This is a genomic window from Methylomonas sp. BG-2 (genome assembly GCF_057766305.1).
Genome location: NZ_JBYMAP010000053.1, coordinates 1 through 21638 on the forward strand (window position 1 = coordinate 1; position 21638 = coordinate 21638).

The 21638-nt window shown below is 59.9% G+C and carries 20 protein-coding genes; 9 read left to right on the forward strand and 11 right to left on the reverse strand.

Annotated elements, in window-relative coordinates:
* Positions 1–470 (reverse strand): hypothetical protein (locus AC3B8H_RS07150; RefSeq protein ID WP_488440914.1); only part of this gene is annotated, 470 nt, incomplete at its 3' end.
* 340 nt (positions 471–810) lie between these two features.
* Between AC3B8H_RS07150 and AC3B8H_RS07155 the strand changes: the two genes are divergently transcribed.
* Positions 811–1209, forward strand: coding sequence for a hypothetical protein (locus AC3B8H_RS07155; protein ID WP_488440915.1), 399 nt, complete (start codon positions 811–813; stop codon positions 1207–1209).
* A 269-nt stretch (positions 1210–1478) separates the two neighbouring features.
* Here the strand turns inward: AC3B8H_RS07155 and AC3B8H_RS07160 are convergent, their stop codons facing one another.
* The 3 genes from AC3B8H_RS07160 to AC3B8H_RS07170 form a co-directional block, all read right to left on the reverse strand.
* Complete coding sequence (locus AC3B8H_RS07160; RefSeq protein ID WP_488440916.1) at positions 1479–3317, reverse strand: hypothetical protein; 1839 nt, start codon at positions 3315–3317, stop codon at positions 1479–1481.
* A gap of 62 nt (positions 3318–3379) precedes the next feature.
* Complete coding sequence (locus AC3B8H_RS07165; protein ID WP_488440917.1) at positions 3380–3814, reverse strand: putative lipoprotein; 435 nt, start codon at positions 3812–3814, stop codon at positions 3380–3382.
* Between the two features lie 135 nt (positions 3815–3949).
* Complete coding sequence (locus AC3B8H_RS07170) at positions 3950–6337, reverse strand: TonB-dependent receptor plug domain-containing protein (RefSeq protein WP_488440918.1); 2388 nt, start codon at positions 6335–6337, stop codon at positions 3950–3952.
* A gap of 625 nt (positions 6338–6962) precedes the next feature.
* Here AC3B8H_RS07170 and AC3B8H_RS07175 point away from each other — a divergent pair.
* Both AC3B8H_RS07175 and AC3B8H_RS07180 read left to right on the forward strand, forming a co-directional pair.
* Complete coding sequence (locus AC3B8H_RS07175; RefSeq protein ID WP_488440919.1) at positions 6963–7730, forward strand: exodeoxyribonuclease III; 768 nt, start codon at positions 6963–6965, stop codon at positions 7728–7730.
* Between the two features lie 53 nt (positions 7731–7783).
* Positions 7784–8332 carry a uracil-DNA glycosylase family protein gene (locus AC3B8H_RS07180; RefSeq protein WP_488440933.1) on the forward strand — a complete coding sequence of 183 codons (549 nt, stop codon included), beginning with the start codon at positions 7784–7786 and terminating at the stop codon, positions 8330–8332.
* Here AC3B8H_RS07180 and leuA read toward each other — a convergent pair.
* Positions 8313–9977 (reverse strand): 2-isopropylmalate synthase, encoded by a 1665-nt coding sequence (gene leuA / locus AC3B8H_RS07185; RefSeq protein ID WP_488440920.1) that lies wholly within the window; start codon positions 9975–9977, stop codon positions 8313–8315. The genes AC3B8H_RS07180 and leuA overlap by 20 nt on opposite strands.
* Before the next feature lie 159 nt (positions 9978–10136).
* Here leuA and AC3B8H_RS07190 point away from each other — a divergent pair, with 159 nt between their 5' ends.
* Positions 10137–10610: an Lrp/AsnC family transcriptional regulator gene (locus AC3B8H_RS07190; RefSeq protein WP_488440921.1), complete on the forward strand. Its 474-nt coding sequence runs from the start codon at positions 10137–10139 to the stop codon at positions 10608–10610.
* 17 nt (positions 10611–10627) lie between these two features.
* Here the strand turns inward: AC3B8H_RS07190 and AC3B8H_RS07195 are convergent, their stop codons facing one another.
* From AC3B8H_RS07195 to rluD, 3 genes are read right to left on the reverse strand one after another with little or no spacing between them, the layout of a single operon-like run.
* Complete coding sequence (locus AC3B8H_RS07195; protein ID WP_488440922.1) at positions 10628–11500, reverse strand: ZIP family metal transporter; 873 nt, start codon at positions 11498–11500, stop codon at positions 10628–10630.
* A complete protein-coding gene (gene pgeF / locus AC3B8H_RS07200; RefSeq protein WP_488440923.1) occupies positions 11497–12225 on the reverse strand; it encodes a peptidoglycan editing factor PgeF in 729 nt (242 codons plus the stop codon). Before pgeF ends, AC3B8H_RS07195 begins: the two co-directional genes overlap by 4 nt.
* The gene (gene rluD / locus AC3B8H_RS07205) at positions 12206–13156 is read right to left on the reverse strand and encodes a 23S rRNA pseudouridine(1911/1915/1917) synthase RluD (protein WP_488440924.1); all 951 of its coding nucleotides are present in this window, start codon (positions 13154–13156) and stop codon (positions 12206–12208) included. The genes pgeF and rluD overlap by 20 nt, the downstream gene beginning before the upstream one ends.
* An 82-nt stretch (positions 13157–13238) precedes the next feature.
* Between rluD and AC3B8H_RS07210 the strand changes: the two genes are divergently transcribed.
* The 3 genes from AC3B8H_RS07210 (at position 13239) to AC3B8H_RS07220 (ending at position 16091) form a co-directional block, all read left to right on the forward strand.
* On the forward strand, positions 13239–14081 hold the full coding sequence (locus tag AC3B8H_RS07210; RefSeq protein ID WP_488440925.1) for an outer membrane protein assembly factor BamD: 843 nt from the start codon (positions 13239–13241) through the stop codon (positions 14079–14081).
* A gap of 4 nt (positions 14082–14085) precedes the next feature.
* Complete coding sequence (locus AC3B8H_RS07215; protein WP_488440926.1) at positions 14086–15306, forward strand: hypothetical protein; 1221 nt, start codon at positions 14086–14088, stop codon at positions 15304–15306.
* 230 nt (positions 15307–15536) lie between these two features.
* Entirely contained in the window at positions 15537–16091 is a 555-nt protein-coding gene (locus tag AC3B8H_RS07220) for a DUF2058 domain-containing protein (protein WP_488440927.1), read from the forward strand.
* A gap of 4 nt (positions 16092–16095) precedes the next feature.
* Here AC3B8H_RS07220 and AC3B8H_RS07225 read toward each other — a convergent pair whose 3' ends face one another.
* Positions 16096–17061 (reverse strand): helix-turn-helix transcriptional regulator, encoded by a 966-nt coding sequence (locus AC3B8H_RS07225; RefSeq protein ID WP_488440928.1) that lies wholly within the window; start codon positions 17059–17061, stop codon positions 16096–16098.
* A gap of 264 nt (positions 17062–17325) precedes the next feature.
* Here AC3B8H_RS07225 and AC3B8H_RS07230 point away from each other — a divergent pair, with 264 nt between their 5' ends.
* Both AC3B8H_RS07230 and AC3B8H_RS07235 read left to right on the forward strand, forming a co-directional pair.
* Positions 17326–19305 carry a TonB-dependent receptor gene (locus AC3B8H_RS07230; RefSeq protein ID WP_488440929.1) on the forward strand — a complete coding sequence of 660 codons (1980 nt, stop codon included), beginning with the start codon at positions 17326–17328 and terminating at the stop codon, positions 19303–19305.
* 99 nt (positions 19306–19404) lie between these two features.
* Positions 19405–20628, forward strand: coding sequence for an amidohydrolase family protein (locus AC3B8H_RS07235; protein WP_488440930.1), 1224 nt, complete (start codon positions 19405–19407; stop codon positions 20626–20628).
* 2 nt (positions 20629–20630) lie between these two features.
* Here the strand turns inward: AC3B8H_RS07235 and trmB are convergent, their stop codons facing one another.
* Both trmB and AC3B8H_RS07245 read right to left on the reverse strand, forming a co-directional pair.
* Positions 20631–21320, reverse strand: a complete 690-nt coding sequence (gene trmB, locus AC3B8H_RS07240) for a tRNA (guanosine(46)-N7)-methyltransferase TrmB (RefSeq protein ID WP_488440931.1) — start codon at positions 21318–21320, stop codon at positions 20631–20633.
* Positions 21321–21453: 133 nt separating this feature from the next.
* Positions 21454–21638, reverse strand: a 185-nt coding sequence (locus tag AC3B8H_RS07245) for a glycosyltransferase (protein ID WP_488440932.1), incomplete at its 5' end; no start/stop codon positions are given.

The following is a 21638-nucleotide window of genomic DNA, read 5'->3' on the forward strand; positions in this document are numbered from 1 at the left end:
AAATTTAGGTCTTTGGTGTAATGATCTTTGGGCTTGCCTTCGTTGAACGCCAAACGTCTTAAAATCTTAAAGGCGAATTGCTCGGCTGATTTATCATCAAGCTCTGTGTAACCCGCATCGTACAGTTCGGCAACTTCCGCGCGATCAAACCGGGTCAGCATGACTTCATCGTCACGACGCTTCTTTATCAGATCGAATATGGCGTCCCATTCCAATCCAGGCCATTCTTTCAGCAAATAATCCCGGCAAATAACAACGACAACCAAATCGGTCTGATCGTGATAGAACCTAGGTAGGTAACGCCCGAGTCTTGCCCGACTAAATTCTTCCTCATGATATTCGTCATACAGGATTTGCTCTTCCCCAAACTTCTCCGCCAAAATCCGCGCGGTCTGTTCGACGAAGTCGCGTTTTTCGCCGGCGAACGAAAAGGCGATGCGAAAACGTTTGGGGGCGGGGTCGGTGGCCATTACGCTGGAAATTCCCGGATTCGAATGGACGCATTCTAGCCCAAGTCTCAGCTGCCCGATCGGTTTACCGCCCAGCCAAAGCTCGGCCCCGCCGCGCTTTTTTCAGGCAGCGGCAAGGTTTACCGCAGCGCTGGTTCAGCCAAAACGCCAGCTTCGCCAACTACAACGGCCGATCGCGTGAATAGTTCACAGACGGCTCCGGACCTCAGCTTATACCCTACCTTGCGTGACCAGGCCGCTGACGGAGCGGGCTTCAACCTCCGGCTCGCGAGGACGACCGGCGCGCTGCAACGGTCATCTGTCCCTAAAACCCAAATTTTGCGTTTGACGAGGTATCACGATGAACAGATTAACTGGCGGGATATTGTCCTTACTCTTGATTAGCCCAGTTGGCATGGCCATGGAAAGCAATGGTTGGTGCCCGCCGGAATTCGATAGCTGCGACGGTGGCGGTATTTTCGGCGACTGGGGCGGCTGGGGTGGCGGCTTTGGTGGCTGGGGGGGCGGGGGCGCCACTTGGCTACCCGGTTGCCGCGATTCCGCCGATTACAATTTGGCCCGCGCCGCCAAGTATGTGGCGACCCGTTGCGAAAACGACGGCGGCGAGGTCTATATCGATGGGGCTAACGGCTGGATATACGGCGTGGAGTGTACGATCGACGGAGTTCCGGATTACACCAGCCTGGGCACGCCGGCCGAGTGCTATATCTCGTGCGCCTATGACGGCAGTTGCGAATAACCAGCCAAACCGGCTGTTCGACGCAAACCGCGGCGGGTCGAACGACTCATGCTAAAAAGAACAGTTGCCGCGTATTGCCGGCCGTTCGCGTTCGGCCAGGACGCGGAAGGTAGGGCGGCGCGGAGCAGTTGCCGGGAGCAACGCCCAAGCATGGACGGCTCGCAATACACTCACGCAACGGGTGAATAAAAAAGCCGTTCATCTCTGATGACTGTCGAAGGGCGGGCGGGATTTTTCAGCGCCCAACGGCTGTTTTTGGGCTCATCCCTTTACTCCGCCGCGTCGGCGAGTGCGTCCGCATCCGGCAACAAGCCGGGAAACGAGCCTTTGCGGATGTTGAAAAACGCCAATTCCGGCAGGCTGACGGCGGCGCCCTTGATGCCCCCGAGCAGATGGCGACCGCCGTCCCAGGGCCAGCTCAGCAAGCCGAGCGCAGCCTGTCCGCCGGCGGCGGCCAGATTGAAGCCGGCTTGCAAGGGCCGGGGCCAGACCGCGTCCTGGGTAAAAAACACGAAGGCCGCGTCGTCGCGATGCCACGCATAGCTTGTCGCGGTCAGCACGTTGGATTCGCGTAACGCCACCCGCCAGGCCGGCTCGGTTTGGTATTGCCGGCGCAGTTGGCGTTCGCGATACGGCGGCAGGCGGTCGCTGGCAACCACCCGGTAACTGGCGCCAACGCTGTCGTAAGCCGCAAACGGAATCCGGTTGACGCCGCTTTCGTCCAAATAGCCACCCAGCAGCATTCGCGAGGCGGCGGCCAGCGCCTCGGCCGACTCGGCGCCGCCGGCACGGCCGACCGTGGCGTTGATTACCCGAAACAGCTCGGTCACGCAATTGCGGCCGAACAAGTCGTAGCGGTACAACTCGGTCAGTTGCGCGCGGTATTCGTTTAACCGCTGCTCGGCCAGCGCCAGTTCGGCGGCCAGCGTTGCCGGCGCCAGCGGCGAACTCAACAATTCGGCGGCGGCGGGCTTGGTCGGCGTGGCGGTCAGTTCCGCCAACGACTTGGACGGCGTTTGCCGCAACGGCACCGCCACTTGCAGCAGAGCCGTGGCGCCGCGTTCGACTTCGGCGTAGCCGCGTTCGTCCAGCGTGTCGCCGTCCGCCAAGCGGCGGCTGGCGGCGGTAAACAAGGCCCGGCCATATTGCAAAGCGGCCGGCAAATCCGCTTCGGCCAAGGCCGGCGCGGATTCCCGCTGAAAGCTGCGATCCAGCACGGTCAGTTCGCCGGCCTCGATACTGGCATCCAGCGCGTGCAGCCGGGCCATGCCGACCAGCAGCGGATAACCCCAATCCGGCCGCTGGCTGTCCAGCATGGTCAGCAGGTCGGCGACCAGACTTTCCCGAAAGCGGGCCAAGGCGCGGATTTGCGGCGGGCTCAACGCGAATTCCGGCAAACCTGCTTGCAACAGGGTCTCCGGAAGCGGCGCCAGACCGGCTTGCAGCACGTCGAGCGCGGCCAGATTCAGCAGTTGGTGTGCGTAACGTTGCCCGAAACTCAGTTCGCCGACCTCGAAGCGTTCGGCCGAGATAGGCGGATTTGGCGCGGGCCGGGCCGGCGTCAGTTCGTGCAATTGTTCGCGAATCCGCCGCCGTTTGGCGCCTAAAAAATCGGCGCCGTAGCGGTCCGCCGCCCGTTGCCGCAACGCGGCCAAACGCGGGCTGGGCCGCTCCGTTGCTATCGCCTGGGCCGGCCGGTAACGCGCCAGAAAATAGCCCAAGGCCTTCAAGGACAAGGTCGGCTCGGCCTCGGGTTCCAGCAATCCTTGCAGCAAATCGCGGTCGGCCGCCAGCGCGCGCAAGTGGTGGAAATGCTGGGTCTGTATCAATTGAATACGATTGAAGGCTTGCCGCAAGGCCTGGAAAAACGCCTCGGATACCGCGATGCGGTGGCGGTAAATCGCCCGGTTTTCCTGAAAGCCGTAGGCAAAGCGGAAGGCGGCGAAATCGTCGCGGTACAGGCGCAGCCAGCCCGGTTCGACGTGCTGAAAATGATAGACCGCCTCGTCCAGGCGAATCGCGGCATGGCCGCCGCTGGCGCTGCCTTCGTTGGCCTCGATGTACAGAAATTCGAACTCGCTCGCCGCCACCGGCGCCGCGATCGCCAAGCAGATCAGCGCCGCCGCCCAGCTTCGGCGGCGACGCTGGTTTAACCCAAGCTTGCGGCGGTTTATTTTTTCATCCCGTCTTCGATCGCCTGTTTCTTCATCGGGTCCTTACCGCTCAGGCTTTCGGTGAACGCGGAGATTTGCGGCTTGCCGAGATCGGCTTTTTTCAAGCCACGGCCTATGCCCAGATAGCTGTGGCGGTCGGCCTCCCAGTTGCTGATGCCGTATTTGTCGGCCAGCTCGCCGACGTGGGCGCGGAAAGTGTCCAGCGAGCCGGACGAACCGACCACGAATTCGGCGGTGTAGTCGGCAACCGAGTCTTCGAACTTTTCCTGGTCGGTACGCGACGAGTCCGAACTGGAGCTGACCGGGCTGGATGCCAGATCGGATACGCTGCCGGAGCTGTCCGACGAGCTTTTCGAACTGTCGGAGAACGAACAGGCCGCCAACAAACAGGCGGTCAGGCTGGACAAAATCAATGCTTTTACGGGTGTCATTTGCGGGTTATCCCAGATGGCCGGAGTGGCCGCCAGTATAACGGTTGGCTAGTCCGGATTTAAGCCCAAGCCCGATTCTTAACTAAACACTCATAATACCCGCCCGACCGCCGCCGCGACTGGCTGGTGCCTTGGTCAGTAGCGGATCGTCACGCCGACGAAGGCAGAGCGACCCAGTCCGGCCACGTTGCGGCCCCACGGCACCGTGACGTTGGACGCGGCGGTCGGATTCATGCCGTAACGATCACCCAAGTAGCTGCCGGCCAGCGGTTGGTAATATTGCTTATCCAGCACGTTATCCAAACCAATGTCGAAGCGGACCTTGCCCCATTCGTAACCGGTGCGGGCATTCAACAGAATGTAGGCCGGCGTGGTGGTTTCGTTGCGGATCGCCTGCACGTCGTCCTTGCCGTCCACAAACTGCATTTCGATCGCGCTTTGCCAGCTTTTCAGCCGGTGATCCAGGCTCAATTTCATGTTGAACGGCATGATGTGATAAAGATTGCCGCCGTCCATGCGCTCGCCACGCACATAACTCATCGTGGCGTGGGTGGCGAATTCGCCGACCGTGTTGTCTTTGTACAAACGGGTACGGCCGGATACGTCCACGCCCCACAGGCGGGCGTCGTGGTTGGCGAACTTCAGGTAGACGAAGCTGTTGGTGGCGGTTTGCGGGGTCGGACCACAGCCGGCCGAGGTTCCCGGCGTGCCGGAACAACGGTCGGCGTCGATGAAGTTGTTGACGTAGCTGATGTAGGGCGTGGCGCTGACTTCCCACAGATTGTTTTCCGGTTCGTGGAAGGCGGCGGTCAGACTGACGGTGTGGGCGGTTTCCTCGGTCAGATTCAGGTTGCCGATGTAGCCGTTGCCGTCGCCGAACCAGCCTATCATCGCCATGTCCATTTTGCGCGGTCCCCAGGTGTAAAGCTCGTACATATTCGGCATCCGGTTTTTGCGGGCGTAGCCGAATTCGAACTGGCTGGTATCGTTGTGAGTGTATTGCAGCAACGCGGTGATGTCGTAGGTGTCGAAATTGCGTTCCTTGTCGCGGGCATTGAAGGCGTTCGCCGCGTTCAAAGCGGTCACCGCGCCGGCCCGGTCTATCGTCTGCGCCGGCCCGGTATTCAGTAGATCGGGGTTGTAGGGCTGGACGTTTTCGGTATTGATGTTGGTGTGGTCGTAACGCAGGCCCAGCAAGCTCTTCCAATGATCGTCCCAACGCGCTTCCCATTCGCCGAAAAAGCCGACCCGGTCGCGCACGCCGTTGTGGATGTTCAGCATCGCTTCCGGCGCCATCATCCAATACGCGCTACGGGCGTCGTTGTTGTTCGCGGCGATCGCGGTATTTCCGTGCACGGCCGGCCAATAGTCGTTGATTTTATTGCCGTGAAACTCGTTGCCGACCCGAAAGGTGTCGCGCCGGTTGAACGGAATTTCGGCCAGGATTTTGTATCCCAGGTTGCGTCCGCGAGTTTCCATCGGCATCCGGTCGTTGGGCGGCGCGAAGGCGCCGCCGGAGACGCTGCCGTCCAGAAAGCGGTTGTGCTTGTCTTCGCCGATGTCCATGCTGTGCTGGGTGCTTTCGTAGTAAAACCGGCTTTCCAGCGTGCCCCAATCGAACTCGCCCTTATGGCTGATGTTGCCGAAGATGCTGTCGTTGTTGGTCAAATCCATCCGCTGGTTGGGAAAGCCTTGAAACGGAATATGCTGCTGGCCGCCGCGAATCACGACCAGATGCTTGTCGAACTTGAACGACAGCGCCGCCGAGTGGTTCTGGTTCTCGTAGGCCGTCGAACTGACGATGTTGCCGTTGCCGTCGTTGTAATTCATGCTCTCGGTGTGCGAGCCGGTGTACTCCAGACGGGCGTGGTCGTTGGCCACCGCGGCGGCGATGCTGCCGCCGAACGCATCGCCGTTGCTGCGGTAGAACGCCGAGGCGCTGCCTTCCAGCAAAATGTCCTTGCCCGGTTCGGCAAACACCGGGTCCGGGGTTTTCACCGAAATGGTCCCGCCCAGACTGTCTCCGCCCAGGCTGACCGGCGAAATTCCGGTCAGAATCGTGATTTTGCCGATATTGCTGCGGTCGATGTAGGACAGCGGCGGATTCATGTGGTTGGCGCAAGCGGCTGTCAACGTCATGCCGTTGATGTCGATCTTGACCCTATCGTCGTTCAAGCCGTGAATCGCCGGCAAGCTGGACACGCCGCCGGCACCGTACAGGCTGACGCCGGGCGTATCCTCCAACAACTTCGCGGTATCGCTGATCGCGGCGCGCTTGCTGGTGACGATGTCGGCTTCCATTTCCGAGGCGTTCAAAGCTCTGACGCTAGGAAATTTGTCGGTGACGATGATTTGTTCGAGCACGGTCTCGCCGGGCAGCGCGGATTCGTCGCCGGTTTCCGCCGCCACCGAGCCAAGCGGTAACAAGCCGAGCGCGATGCCCAGCGCGGACGGGAATAGTCTCAGCCGGGGCTTATCTTGCGAATCGTATTGAACGGGAGATGGATAAACTGGAGTGTTCATGATCTGGTCCTTGTCTCTAGGTCGGGGAACCGTGGCTATCTCGCGTTAAAACGCGTTGAAATCCACGCTGGAAGATGGATTTCGGACGACACGTCCGCGTAGTTCCCGAACGGTTGGTATAAAGCGGTCCTCACTGGCCACCCGATGGCAGCGAAAACAACCGGACCGCCAAAGCTGCCTTGGTCTAACGTTAGCCGATTACCGGCGCATTTCCACACGAATTTAAAGTAATTTCACTCAAAAACCTCCCCCGCGACAATTAGACGCACTAACGCGACTCTTAGGCCGACAAGCTGGGCCGCGCCCCGTGGCGGCCAGCAGGGGTTGTGAGCGCTGTTACGACAAACATTTGTGCAACACTACATCCGAATATTATGCTTTTCTAATATTAATCCAAACCGACCCATCCGACCAGCTTCGGATAAAAAATAAACATGCGTGGCGTTTTACAAGCGACTCGAATCGACCGAGCCTAGCTTGAACCAAGTGGCTTGAATCGCCCCGCCCAGCCGCGCCGGCTCGGCTTGGAGCAGGCGAGAGCGAGACCAGCCGCCACTTCAGCCTGGCTTCCGCCCGCCGCTGCCCTTAAAATAGGCCGGTCCTCAACCCTCCCGGCTATTTACCGATGAAAATCGTCTCCTGGAACGTCAACGGCATCCGCGCCGTGCAAGGCAAAGGTTTTGCCGAAACCCTGGCTCGAATCGACGCCGACTGCATCTTGCTGCAAGAAACCAAGGCTCAGGAAGACCAGGTGGCGCAGGCGCTGAACGGCATCGACGGTTACCACGTCCACGCCAACTCGGCCGAGCGCAAGGGTTATTCCGGCGTCGCGCTGCTGTGCCGGCAGGAGCCGTTGCAAATTCTGCGCGACATCGGCCAAACCGACCACGACCTGGAAGGCCGAGTCATCGCCGCCGAATACGAAGGGTTTTACGTGGTGAACGTGTATGTACCAAATTCCGGCGACGGCCTGTCCCGGCTGGATTACCGGCAAACCTGGGACCAGGCCTTCGGCGACTATCTGGCCGATCTGCAAAGCCGCAAACCGGTGATCGTCGGCGGCGATTTCAACGTCGCCCACCAAGCCATCGACATCGCCCGGCCCAAGGCCAATTACAACAAATCGGCCGGCTACACCCAGGCCGAGATCGACGGCTTCGACAGTATTCTGGCGCGCGGCCTGGTCGACAGCTTCCGCCATTTCCATCCGGAGCAAGAGGGGTACAGTTGGTGGAGTTACCGCGCCAACGCCCGCGAAAAGAACATCGGTTGGCGGATCGATTATCTGCTGGCCAGCGAAAGTTTGGTCCCCAGCATCCAAAGCGCCTTCATCCTGCCGGAGATTACCGGCTCCGACCACTGCCCGGTCGGCATCGACATTCAATTGGCTTGAGCGCGCTGCACCAGCATCGGGCCGCCTTGCTGGCCTGCCGGCGCTGTCCGGACATGGTCGGTCCGGTGGTTTGCTGCCAGCCGGTGATGTCGAAAGTGCTGCTGATCGGTCAGGCGCCCGGCGGCAAGGAAGGCCAGTTCGGCAAGCCGTTCGCCTGGACCGCCGGCAAGACGCTGTTCGGCTGGTTCGCCCGATTGGGCCTGGACGAAGAGCCATTCCGGCAACGGGTGTACATGGCGGCGGTGTGCCGCTGCTTCCCCGGCAAGCAGGCCGGCGGCGGCGACCGGGTGCCGAACCCTGCCGAAATCGAAAACTGCTCGGCGTGGCTACGCGCCGAAATCGAGTTATTGCAACCGCAATTGATTATTCCGGTCGGCAAACTGGCGATCCAGCAATGGCTGAAGGCCGACAAACTCAGCAACGTTATCGGCCGGCAATTTCGAATCGACGCCTACGGCCACGCTGCCGACCTGATCCCACTGCCGCACCCGTCCGGCGCCTCGACCTGGCATCGGACCGAGCCAGGGATCGGCTTGCTGGCCGAGGCCCTGGCCGCAATCGAACGCCATCCGGCCTGGCAAACTATTCGGCCGAGCGATTGACGCCGCTGATCAGCGCCTTGATCGACGCCGTCAGCAAATTATCGTCGATGCCGACGCCGTAACGCGCCGGCTGGCCATCCGGCCCGGCCAGTTCGACGAAGGCGCAGGCGCGGGCATCGCCGCCGTGGCGGCTGGGACCGAGCGAGCGTTCTTCGTAACTGCGGATGGTCACAGCGTAATCCAGAACCGCCAACGCGGCGACCGCCGCATCCAGCGGACCGTTGCCGTCGCCGGCCACACAGCGCGTTGCGCCGCACCATTGCAGTTCCAATTCGATCCGTTGGCCGCCATCGATTTCGGCTAAACGGTGGCCGAGGTAACGGAGCGGCCCAGCATCCGCCAAATAAGTCGCGTTGAACAAGCGCCAGATTTGCGCATGGCCGATCTCGCCGCCGCCGGCATCGGCCTGTTGCTGCACCACTTGAGCAAATTCGACCTGCAAGCGGCGCGGCAAGACGATGCCGTAATGACTTTCCAGTAAATGAGCGATGCCGCCCTTGCCGGATTGGCTGTTGACCCGAATCACCGCATCGTAACCGCGGCCGACGTCGGCCGGATCGAACGGCAGATAAGGCACGTTCCACAGTGCGTTCGCGGTTTGCGCGGCAAAGCCTTTCTTGATCGCATCCTGGTGCGAGCCGGAGAATGCGGTGAACACCAAATCGCCGGCATAAGGCTGGCGCGGCGGTACGCTCAAGCCGGTGCAAGCCTCGAAACTGCGCGCGACCGCGTCGATGTCGGAAAAATCCAGACCCGGCGCAATGCCCTGGGTGTACAAATTCAAGGCCAAGGTTACTAAGTCGACGTTGCCGGTGCGTTCGCCGTTGCCGAACAAACAGCCTTCGACCCGCTCGGCACCGGCCATCAACGCCAGTTCGGCGGCTGCCACCGCAGTGCCGCGGTCGTTGTGCGGATGCACGCTCAACACCACGCTGTCGCGGCGGGCGATGCGGCGATGCATCCATTCGATCTGGTCGGCGTAGACGTTCGGCGTCGCGTGTTCCACCGACGACGGCAGATTCAAAATGAGCTTGTTTTCCGGCGTCGCACCCCAGGCTTCGACGACGGCGTCGGCCACTTCCAGCGCGTAATCCAGTTCGGTGGCGGTGAAGGTTTCCAGGCTGTACTGCAACTGCCAGTCGGTAGCGGGTTGCACGGCGGTCAATTCCTTGACCAAGCGCACCGCGTCGACCGCCATCGCCAGCACTTGGGCCTTGCTCATGCCCAATACCAGCTCGCGGAACGGTTGCGAGGTGGCGTTGACGATATGCACGATCGCGCCGCGGGCGCCGCGCAAGCTTTCGACAGTGCGGCGCAACAACGGCGCGCGGGCATGGCTCAGCACTTCTATCGTCGCGTCGTCGGGAACCCGCTGTTCGCTGATCAATTGGCGGACGAAGTCGAAATCGGTTTGCGAGGCGGACGGAAACGCCACTTCGATTTGCTTGAAGCCGATGCCGCACAAGGTTTCGAACAAGCGGAGTTTACGTGCCGCGTTCATCGGCTCGAACAAGGCCTGGTTGCCGTCGCGCAAATCGGTGCTCATCCAGATCGGGGCTTGAGCTATGGCCCGGTTCGGCCACTGCCGGTCCGGCAACGCCAGCGGCGGAAACGGCCGGTATTTCATGGAAGGGTTGGCTAGCATGGTCGGTCTCCTGTATTCGAGTTGGTGATACGATACGCCGAACCGGCAGACAGGCGATTGCGTTTATAGCGAAGATTGGCGGCAGAATTAAATTAATATTGCCTAAAAATGTCTTTTTAATTAAATTTATTGCTTTGATTAACGCGATATAGGCAATTTATGGAACTCGACCGCTACGATCGGCAAATTTTGACCGTGCTGCAAGCCGACGGCCGGATCAGCAATCAGGAACTGGCCGACCGCATCGGCCTGTCGCCGTCGCCTTGTCTGCGCCGGGTACGGGCGCTGGAGGAAGCCGGCCTGATCGTCGGCTACCGGGCGCTATTGGATGCCAAGGCTTTGGGCTTGAGTCTGACCGCGTTGGTGCAGATTTCGATGGATCGGCACACGCCGGAGCGCTTTGCCGCTTTCGAGGCGGCCGTCGCCGAGATTCCGGAGGTGATGGAGTGTCTGTTGATTACCGGCCAGGCCGCCGATTACCAGCTCAAGGTCGCGGTCAAGGATCTGGACGCTTACCAGGAATTATTGCTGAAACGCATCACCGGCATTCCCGGCGTCAGTGGCGTGCATTCCAGTTTCGTGTTGCGCCGGGTGGTGGACAAAACCGCGTTTGCGTTGGACCCACCGGTTTAAAGCAGCCGGTTCGGCCGCTAGTCCGAGTGCTCCGCGCCCGCCGCGACCGGCTTAACAACCATTTTGGCTTCGAAGCGATGAGCGATGTTTTGCATCGCCAGGATCAACACCACGCCGGCCAGGATGAAGCCGATTTGCTGCAGCGAGGCCTTGCTGTCGGTCTTGCGATGCAGTGACGGAATCAGATCGGCAACCGCGATGTAAATGAAACTGGACGCGGCCAGCGTCAAAAAATACGGCAGGATTTGATGCAGATCGCCCAGGCTGACATACGCCAGTATCCCGCCGATCACGGTGGTCAGGCTGGCCAGCATGTTGTAGAACAAGGCTTTACGGCGGGTATAACCGCTGTGCAACAGGATGGCGAAGTCGCCGACTTCCTGCGGAATTTCATGCGCGGCCACGGCCAGACTGGTGACGATGCCGAGCTGAGGGTCGGTCAGAAACGCCGCGCCGATCAACACCCCGTCGACGAAATTATGAATGCCGTCGCCCAGGATGATAAACATGCCTGCCACGCGGCGGCCGTGGTCTTCGCCGGCCGGATGATCGTGGCCGTGGTCGTCGCGCGAATCTTCGCCGTGCGCTTCGCAGGCGTGGGAATGGCAGTGGCGCCACACCAACAGCTTTTCCAACGTAAAAAACCCGAGGATGCCGGCCAGAATGGTGGCCGACAATCCGGCAATGTCTTGCCGCGCCACATCCTCGAAGGCGTGCGGAATCAGGCCGCAGAATGCGCCGGTCAGCAATGCGCCGATCGCGAAACTGATGCCGTGCGGCAGCACTTGCTGGCGAGCGCGCTCAGGCAACAACAAAAACACGCTAGCCGCCAACACGCTGAGCACGCCGCCGATGGCGGTAAAAATCACGATCAACAACAGCGTGTTCAAGACTCTCTCCAGATCAGACTGGCCATCCGGCCGGTCGCGGCGCCGTCGCGGCGGTAGGAATAAAACCGGCCGGCATCGGCGTAGGTGCAATAGTCGCCGCCGTAGACCCGGCCGACGCCCAGCTCCGCCAGTTGGCGGCGGGCCAGTTGATATATATCCGCCAACCACTTGCCGTTGCCGCGCCCGGTAAACGCCGCCGCGCTGCCGATGTCGTCGGCTAAAAAGGCATCGCGAACGTCGTCGCCGACCTCGAAGTGGGCCGGCCCGATCGCCGGGCCGAGCCAAACCGTGACTTCGGAACAGTTCATGGCCGCCAGGGTTTGCTTGACGACGCCGGCCCGCAGACCCCGCCAGCCGGCATGGGCGGCGGCGATAACCCGGCCGTCGTCGCCGCAGAACAACACCGGCAGGCAGTCGGCGGTCACTACCGCGCAAACGGTCGCGTCGCGATCGGTGAAGCTGGCGTCGGCTTCCGGGACACTCTCGACTTCGCCGGCCTTGACGACGACCACGCCATGGACCTGTCGCAGCCAAACCGGCTCGGCCGGCAATTGCAACATGTCGCGGATGATCGCCCGGTTGGCGGCGACGGCGGCCGGATCGTCGCCGACATGGCCGGCCAGATTAAAACTGGCATAACCACCGACGCTGACTCCACCGCTCCGCAGCGTGACGGCGGCGCGCACGCCTGCCGGCAGCGGCCAATCAGGCCTGATCCAGCTCATTCTCGGCCAACAGTTTCAGCAGATTTTGCAGGTCGTCCGGCATCGCCACCGACCATTCGCAATATTCGCCGGTTTCCGGGTGCTCCAAACCCAACTTGGCGGCGTGCAGGGCTTGGCGCTTGAAGCGGCGCAGGGCTTCGGCCAGTTCCGGATTGCATTCGGCCGGCATTTGGAAGCGGCCGCCGTAGATTTGATCGCCAACCAGCGGGTAATTGATGTGCGCCATGTGCACCCGAATCTGGTGGGTGCGGCCGGTTTCCAGCTTGACCCGGATCAGCGTGTGGCGCTTGAAGCGCTGCTCGAGCCGATAATGCGTGATCGCTTCCTTGCCGTCGCGGCGCACCGCGTTGCGCTTGCGGTCGACCGGATGGCGGCCAATCGGTTCGTCGACGGTGCCGCCGGCGGTCATCCAACCCTTCACCAACGCCAGATATTCGCGCTCGATACTGCGCTCCTGCAATTGCTCGACCAGACTGTTATGGGCTTGCAAGGTCTTGGCGATCATCAACAGACCGCTGGTGTCCTTGTCGATACGATGCACGATGCCGGCGCGCGGCAACACGGCCAGGTTCGGTTCGTGATGCAACAAGGCGTTGACCAGCGTGCCACTCCAGTTGCCGACCGCCGGATGCACGACCAGTCCCGCGGGCTTGTTGACGATCAGCAGCGAATCGTCTTCGTGCACGATGTCCAATGGAATGTCTTCGGCGTTATCTTCGATAACGATCTCGGCTTCGGCATCCAGTTCGACCTCCTCGCCGCCATCCAGCTTTTCGCGCCCCTTCAGCACCTCGCCGTCCACCAGTACCCGGCCGGCCTTGATCCAGGTTTGCAATTTGCTGCGCGAGTAATCCGGAAAAATCTCCGCCAGACACTGGTCCAAGCGCATACCCGCCAGTTCTTCGGGAACTCTAGCCGTCAATATCGTCATAGTCGTTTTTAAGTTATACTCGCGGCATTAGGCCGCCAAAAGCTGCAAAAAACCTGCAATATTACAACGTGTTGATAAACGCATGCGACTTCTTTTAGTAAAAACCGTTTTTGTCGCCGCCCTGGTCGGCTCGCTGCCGGGCTGCGAGACGCTGGAAGCCTTCTCGAGTAACAAGGATAAATCGCAGGAAGAAGAATACGCCGGCTGGGACGACAAAACCTTCCACGAAAAAGCCAAGGAAGCGCTGGACAACAAGAACTACCAAAAGGCCGTGACCTTGTACGAGGCCCTGGAAGCCCGTTATCCGTTCGGCGATTACGCCGCGCAGGCCCAGCTCAACGTCGCTTACGCCTATTATAAGAACGACGATCCAGAAGCGGCGATCGCGGCGGCCGACCGCTTCATCAAGATACACCCGCGCAATCCGCATGTCGATTACGCCTATTATCTGAAAGGCCTGATCAACTATAACCGCGGGATCGGTTTCATCGACCGCTTTTTGCCGACCGATTCGTCGCAGCGCGATCCCGGCAACGCCAAGGATGCCTATGATAATTTCCAGGAATTGATCCGGCGCTTTCCCAACAGTCAATATGTCGAGGACGCCAAACTGCGGATGGTGGCCTTGCGCAACAACATGGCGATGTACGAAATTCACGTCGCCGACTTTTACATGCGCCGCAAGGCTTACGTCGCCGCCGTCAATCGCGCCAACCACGTGGTCAAGGAATACCAACGCACGCCGGCGGTACCGTTCGCGCTGCAAATCATGCAGGACGGCTACCGAAAACTCGGCATGGACGATCTGGCCGCCGACGCCGAACGCGTCTACCAAATGAACTACCCCAACGGCGCGCCGGTCGCCAACTACAAGGAGTTGAGCACTATGGAACAAGTCTGGGACTCGCTGGGCCTGGACAAGTAAACGATTGGCCCGTTTACCGAAAACTGCCTTCCCCACTCTGCTCTGGCTGATTGGCTGTAACGCGGCCGCGTCGGCGGCTCAACCGCTGTTTCAGAGCCGTTTCTTCACGCTGTCGCAGACTAACGAACTGTTATGCGCGACCAGCGAGCAGCAGTTCCTGCCGATCGAGCGGCTGGCCGACGTTATTCAATTTTACGAAGCCGGACATCCCGATTTGCGCGGTCAGGCCGTGGCGGTGTTGACCGACCACAAAAACCCGGAACGTCTGGACGATTTGACCGGCTACCGCGCGGCCTGCGCCGGTCAACCCGGCGGCGACTTATGCGTGCTGGAGAAGTACTGGGGCGACCGCGAAGCGGCGTGGCGGGCGCTGGCGCTGTTTTACGACACCAAGACCGTCGTCAAGCACGCCGAAGACCCCAATTATTTGATCAAGCCGTTTAGCGCCGATCATTTACGGGTCTTCGAAAAAGCCATCCGCAAGATTCCGGCATTTTTACGGCGGACGATCAGCAAGGCCAAGCCGGTCGAAAAACTCGAGCAGGAAATCGCCGGTCAGCCGACCGCGTTGCAAGCCTTGATCCGCGACGCCTACCAGGAAGACTACGACACCAGCATCTGGCAGGCCGACCATACCCACCCGCTGACCCTGGTGCCGGGCATCGGCTTTCGTTCGCAAACGGTAGCGCAGGTATTCAGCGGCCAGAATCTGATCGTGTTCACGGTCAAGGCCTTCGACAACGGCAAGGAAGGCTCGGTCTATCGCGACATCGGCGTCGAATATCTGGTGGATTTTCGCTTGCCCATCGTGGTCCACGAAATCGCCCATACCATCGATAACTTCCATTTCTGGAACGGCGAGGACGACCTGTATTTTTTTTACAAATACCGCAAGATTTCCAACGACGAACAAACCCTAAAAATCATCGCCGACGCCAAATTGGCGCTGTGGCCGTCGAAATGGTTTGAAGCCTTCGAGTTTCTGGCCGAGGTCAACGACGGCCGTTACGACGGCAACGTTCAGGAAAAGCTGGCGGAACTGGTCGCCCAGTACGTGCTGATTCCGGAACGCTTGCAACAAAGCGCGCCGGCTGCGTACCAATGGCTGCGCGGCGACGTGTTTCGCGGCATCGAATATCAAGGTTACGACCGCTGTCCCACTCCGTTGACCAAACCGTTGTCCTGGTGGCAACGTTATGCCAGCGGCAAGCTGCTGGGACGTTGACAGTCTGGTATGCTTGCCCGGCAAAATGACCGGGATGCGCGGCCAACCCGGCATCATAGGATTCGCGCCTTTCTCCGGCAGGCTGGCATGGGCCGTGCGTTGGAAAACGCCAAACGCTACAGCTACCGCGACGCCCTGCCTTGGCCCCCCCCCCGATCGCCGCACTGTCCGAGGCAACGATCGATTGAAACGCAGCGCCCTTTATTTAATGAAAGCAGACGCCTGAAACCATGAAAAAACCGCAACTCAATCCGCTGCAAGCCCAACTGCTGAAATCCGGCTTGGCCAACGACGCCAAGGCTCGCGAAGTGAAGGCCGAAAAACGCAAGCAAGACAAGCTGAAACGCAACAACGGGGTGGAAATCATCGACGAGATTAAGCTGAGCGCCGAACAGCAACGGCAACAGCAAATCGAGCGTGATCGGGAACTGAACCGCCAGCGCAAGCTGGCCGAAGAGCAAAAAGCGCTCGCCGCCCAGATCCGGCAAATCGTCGAAATGAACCGCATCGCCCAACACCCGGACGGCGCGGCCTACAACTTCACCGACGACGGCAAGGTGAAGTCGGTGCATGTCGCCGACAAGGTGCGAACGGCCCTGATCAACGGCCGGGCCGGCATCGTCCGCCTGGACAATCGCTATGAGATCGTGCCGGCCGAAGTCGCCCGAAAAATACAGGCCAGAGACGCCGCCCCTATCGTGGTTTTGAACGAAGCCACTCAGGACGTGCCGGCGGAGGACGATCCTTACGCCGCGTATCAAATCCCCGACGATTTATTGTGGTGATGCCTTAGTCGCGCTTGGCTATGCGTTTCGGCGGATAACCGAAATAGCGCGTGAAGGCGGTGCTGAAATTACTGGCATGATGGTAGCCGACCGACTCGGCAATCAAACCTATCGGCTGCCGGCCGGCCTCCAGCAAGCGGTGCGCTTCGCGCATCCGAATCTCCAGCAACATGCCGTAAGGCGTCGTTTCGAAATAGCGATGGAACAACTGCTTGAGCTTGCAGGGATTGGTGGCTAGCCGACGCGCCAGTTCCTCGACGGTCGGCGGGGCGACAAATTCGGCGTGCAAAATGTCGCGCGCCTGATGGGCGACGTCCCGATCGCGCAGGCCGCCCCCCGACACGTCGGGAACATCGCCAAACAAGTGGTCCAATTCGGTTGCGAGTATCGCCAAAGCCTGACCTTGCCGAAACAGGGATTTGGTGGGCGACGACACCGGGCAACGCAACAAGGCCTGCGCCGCGGTCAATCCGGCGCTGGAAATCGGCCTGAGGCTGACTTGCCGGGTGCGAGCGCTCGGCTCGAACAAGGTCGGCAACCTGTCCGCGCCGAAGGTCTGAGCCAACCAAGTCATGTTGACCGCGAAACGCAATTGGGTGACCACTTGATCCGCCGCGTATTCCCTGACACCTTCGGACGAGTTAAAAATCGTCACCGACGTATAACCCTCGCGAAATACAATGCTTTCACCCTGATTGGGCGTATAGCGCGACTGCCCTTGCAGCGCCAAAGTCACCACCATGCGCGGCTCCGCAACGTCGGTACGCGCCCAAACCGCGAGGTCGCGACTGGGCCGGTAACGGGTTTCGATGTAGTTCAACGCGGGCGCCAAGGCATATACGCTGGAAGTGCCTTGCCCGAGATTGTCCGGCAAGCGGCTGAGCGCGCAGTTATCCTCCGCCGAAAAATCGGCCGGCAAATCCTGGCTATCGATGCGCCAGAAAGCGGAGGGGTAAGCGATGCGGTTCATAAGGCAATTGCACTAGGGCCAATTCCGAATATCAGCAATTTATACGCCAGTATTTCCAGAGGCGCGTTCGTCGAAAAAATAGACTCAATCCAATCGGAAAAATATTAATATCTATGTTATTTAACTTAATATTTTATTTAAAGCACGCCATATCCCGGACTAAATTAAAGACTCCGTTTTTAATATAAAAAATACCGTTTTGCATAAAACCGGCATTCATCGGCCGACTATATTGGGAGATTGTTTTTTTGTTCGGAACACGCCATGCATACTCCCGCCATTCTACGCAAAACCCTGTTTTTAGCACTTAGCCAATCGCTAATCAGCACGACGGCATTTGCCGATCAAAGGCCCGAGGAATTAAACGACACCGAGGTCATCGCCGATCCCATCATTGAAGAGAACCACGTTGACGAGTTTTCCAACGTGTCGGCTGTCACCACCGAAGACCAGATTCGCGACCAGAACGCCGTCGATATCGCCTCGGCGCTAAAGCGCACGCCGGGCGTGCAGATTTCCCGCTACAACCCGGTCGGCGCGTTCGGCGGCGACCAGGGCGGCGCGGTGGCGATTCGCGGCCAAGGCGCCGGCCGCCCCGGCAGCGAGATCAAAACCTACATCGACGACATTCCGATGTATATGGCGACCTGGAACCACCCCTTGCTCGACTTGCTGCCGGTCAACGGCATGCATTCGATCACGGTCTACAAGGGCCCGCAACCGCACGTCAACGGCAACAACTTCGGGTCGATCAATCTGCGGACCAAGAGCGCGGTCGAAGACGGCCTGCACGGCAGCGGCCGCCTGTCGGGCGGCTTTTTCGGCACGATCATCGAACAAGCCGACGTGCAGGGCAAATACGGCGACTTCGACTTTTCGTTGGCGCAAGGCTACGCCAAGTCGGACGGCCACAGAGACAACGGCTACGGTGAATTGCGCAACGTACTGGGCAAGGCCGGTTATCAATTCAACGCCAATTGGCGCTCGGATGTGACCTTTTTGTACGCCGACAACCGGGCCGGCGATCCCGGCCAATACGGGGTGACGCCGCCAATTGGCGAATACGATACGGTGGCCGGCATGGTGGCCGCCAGCCTGAGCCATCAACACGGCAGCTGGCAAGGCAAATTCACGCTGTACCATAACGGCGGCGACGGCAATTGGCTGAATCAAGGCACTTACTGGGCCGGCTGGACCGGAGCGCCGTTTGCGTCCGCGCCGCGCGCCCGCTCCAACCTGATGTCGCAATACAGCATGGACGGCTTCCGCTGGAAGGAGCAATTTTCACCTTGGCAGGGCGGTACCTTGTTGGCCGGCATCGACAACGAATGGCTGAACGGCAAGGTCAACAATCTGGTTCCCGGCTCCGACGCCCAAATTTACCAATTCGCGACGCCGACCTTCCGCTTGACCACGCCTTACGTCGCGCTAAGCCACGATCTGGTGCTGAACAAGGAGTGGACCCTGGTACCTTCGATCGGCGTGCGTTTTTACGACCACAGTCACTATGCCTCCAAGGTTTCGCCGCATGCCGGCTTGTCGCTGGTTTCCGAAAACCTGACCGTGTTCGGCAACGTGTCCAACGGCGTCAATTATCCGGGCATCGACGCCGCCGCCAACTCCGGCGCCTTGTCCAACGTGCCGTTCTTCAGCTTCTCGCCGCAAGGCTGGCAAGGTCTGGCACCCGAAAGCGTCGATCACGCCGAAGTCGGCCTGAAGGCATCGCCGTTTAAGTCCACCCAAATCGATTTGAGCTTTTTTATCGACAACGTCAAAAACCGCTATGTGTTCGATGTCAGCCAAGGGGCTTATCTTAACTACGGCGCTTACTGGATGCGCGGTCTGGAAGCCTCGATCAAACAGGAGCTGATCGCCGACTGGAGCTTGTTCGCCGGCCTGACCCTGCTCAATCCAAGCATCGAGAATCTGCCGTACACGCCGGAACAAGCGGTGACCGCAGGCATCAACGGCCCGATCGGACCGTTGCGCTTCTCGTTCGATTTGCAATACCAATCGCGCACCTGGGCGTTGAATCGCGGTCGCAACGTCAGCGACGTGAATACCCAGCGCGTCGAAGCCTTTACGGTCGCGAACACCCGGCTGGCGTTGCCCGTCTCCGAGCTGGGTAAGAAGGGCGAAGTATTCGTCAGCGTCGAAAACTTGTTCGACAAACGCTACGTCTATCGTCCAGGCTATGAAATGCCGGGCATCTGGGGCCAAGTCGGTATCGCCGCCAGCTTCTAAGAACCATGCCGGTCGCCCTTCAGTTCGTTCCCGCCCGCCGAACCGGACATCTGGTTCGATGCCAGGGCTCAATCCCATTCACCACCGCTGCCTGATTCGATGACCGCAACCACCGGATTTTCCCTACGCACTGTTTCGCTGACCACTGTACTGGTCATCGGATTGACGGCACCGACCGCCAATGCCGATCAAGCCTTGTTGATTCGCGCCGCCCGGATTTTCGACGGCTATACCGTGCATACCCATGCGGCGGTTCTGATTGAACAAGGCCGGATCGCTAAACTGGAGAGCGCGGAAACCCTAGCCGCCGCCGGCGCCAAGATCCTGGAACTGGGCGACGCCACGCTGTTGCCGGGACTGATCGAGCTGCACGCCCATCTCAGTTATCGACACGTGCCGGCCGACACGGTGCTGCGCCACGGCATCACCACGGTCCGCGACGTCGGCGGCCCTCTACATCAACCCTACGGCGGCGACGGCCGTCTGCGGCTAATGACCTCGGGACCAATCATCACCGCGCCGGCCGGTTATCCGATTCCCAGTCTCGGCGAGGCCGACATCGCCATTTCGGTCGCCGACGAGCAACAGGCACGAACGACGGTCCGTGAATTGGTTGCCGGCGGCGCGGTCGTGATCAAAGTGGCGCTGGAGCCCGGCGGCGAGGCCGGCGCCCCCTGGTCGAACCATCATGCGCACGGACACGCGCACCAACACGACCAGGCTCACTCGGCGGCTCCGGCTAAGTCCTGGCCGATGTTGCCGCCGAGCGTTGTCAAAGCCATCGTTACCGAAGCGCACGCGTTGAATCGGAAAGTCACGGCTCATTTGGCCGAACCGCGCGGCGCCCAAATTGCGCTGGAAGCCGGCGTCGACGAATGGGCGCACACGCCTTGCGTCGAGCTGCCAGAGGCCCAACTACGGCGCGCGGTCGCGCAGGGCGTCAAAATGGTATCGACGATAGATACCTTGTCGCAGTGCGCCGGCGTCTCAAAAAATGCCAGCCGCTTCGCGGCGCTGGGCGGCGAGTTTTTGTACGGGGCGGAAATTGCCCATCCCGACATTCCCTGGGGCATAGACGCCCAGGAATTGCTGTACCTGCGGCACCTGGCCGGCATGGATGCGCTGGAAGTGTTGCGTACCGCAACCTCCAAGGCCGGTTTACATCTGAACCAAGCCTTGCTCGGCAGTTTAATGCCGGGGGCGCCGGCCGATTTGATCGCGGTGCGCGGCGATCCGACCGAAAATTTGAAATTGCTGGAATATCCGGATTTGGTGATTTCCGGCGGCAAAACCGTGGTCGACCTAATTAGCGACAGCCGCTAGAGTTAGATTTTGGTAAAGATTAAGTCCCAAACCCCGTGGCCTAGCCTTAGGCCGCGGTTCTCGAACTTGGTCAGCGGTCGATAGTCCGGACGCGGGCAATAATCCCCGGTCGGGCTGGCGTTTTTCAACCCGGCATCGGCCGACAGCGTCGCCAGCATGTCTTTTGCGTATTCCCGCCAATCGGTCGCGGCATGGAAGTAAGCGCCGATCGCCAATTTCTGATTCAGCAACGTTAAAAAGCTCGGCCGTACGATGCGCCGCTTATGGTGGCGACGTTTATGCCAGGGATCGGGAAAAAACAGATGCACGCCGGCCACGCCATGGTCCGGTATCTTCCGTTCCAGCACTTCGATCGCATCGTGGTGATAAATCCGCACATTCGCGATGCCGCGTTGTTCCAGCAACATCAGCAAATGCCCAACACCGGGCTTGTGTACTTCAATACCGAGATAATTCAAGTCCGGATTGGCCGCCGCCATTTCCGCCAAGCTGTCGCCATTGCCAAAACCGATTTCGACAATCAGCGGCGCGGCCCGGCCAAAAGCCTGCTCAGCGTTAAATTCGGCATCGGGGGACAGACAGTATTTTTCCCAATGGCTTTCCAAGGCTAACTTTTGGCCGGCGGTCGCCCGGCCTTGGCGACGGATAAAACTCTTGATGCGGGCGGGGTCGATTTTTGGGGGAGCGGTCATCATTACAGAGGTCCAAAATGCGTATCGCTAGCGACGGATAAAGATAGAAAGTGCGCGGCGTCTTCCTCGCCGACGCGTGGGAAAAGCTTATTTCCTGGTATTTTAAATCGTTTCCTGGCACTCAATCGAAAACTTAAGACGCACCCAGTTCCACGCTATTCATAATTTCTTTCGCGATATTAGACCAGATAAAATCTTGCGCGGCCACGCGCGCAGCGTCGGACATACTGGCCAATCGGGAAATCGGCATTTCCAGAAAAGTCTGAATGGTTTCTTCGATCGCCGCTTTATTTCCAGGCGGGCAAACTAAACCGCATT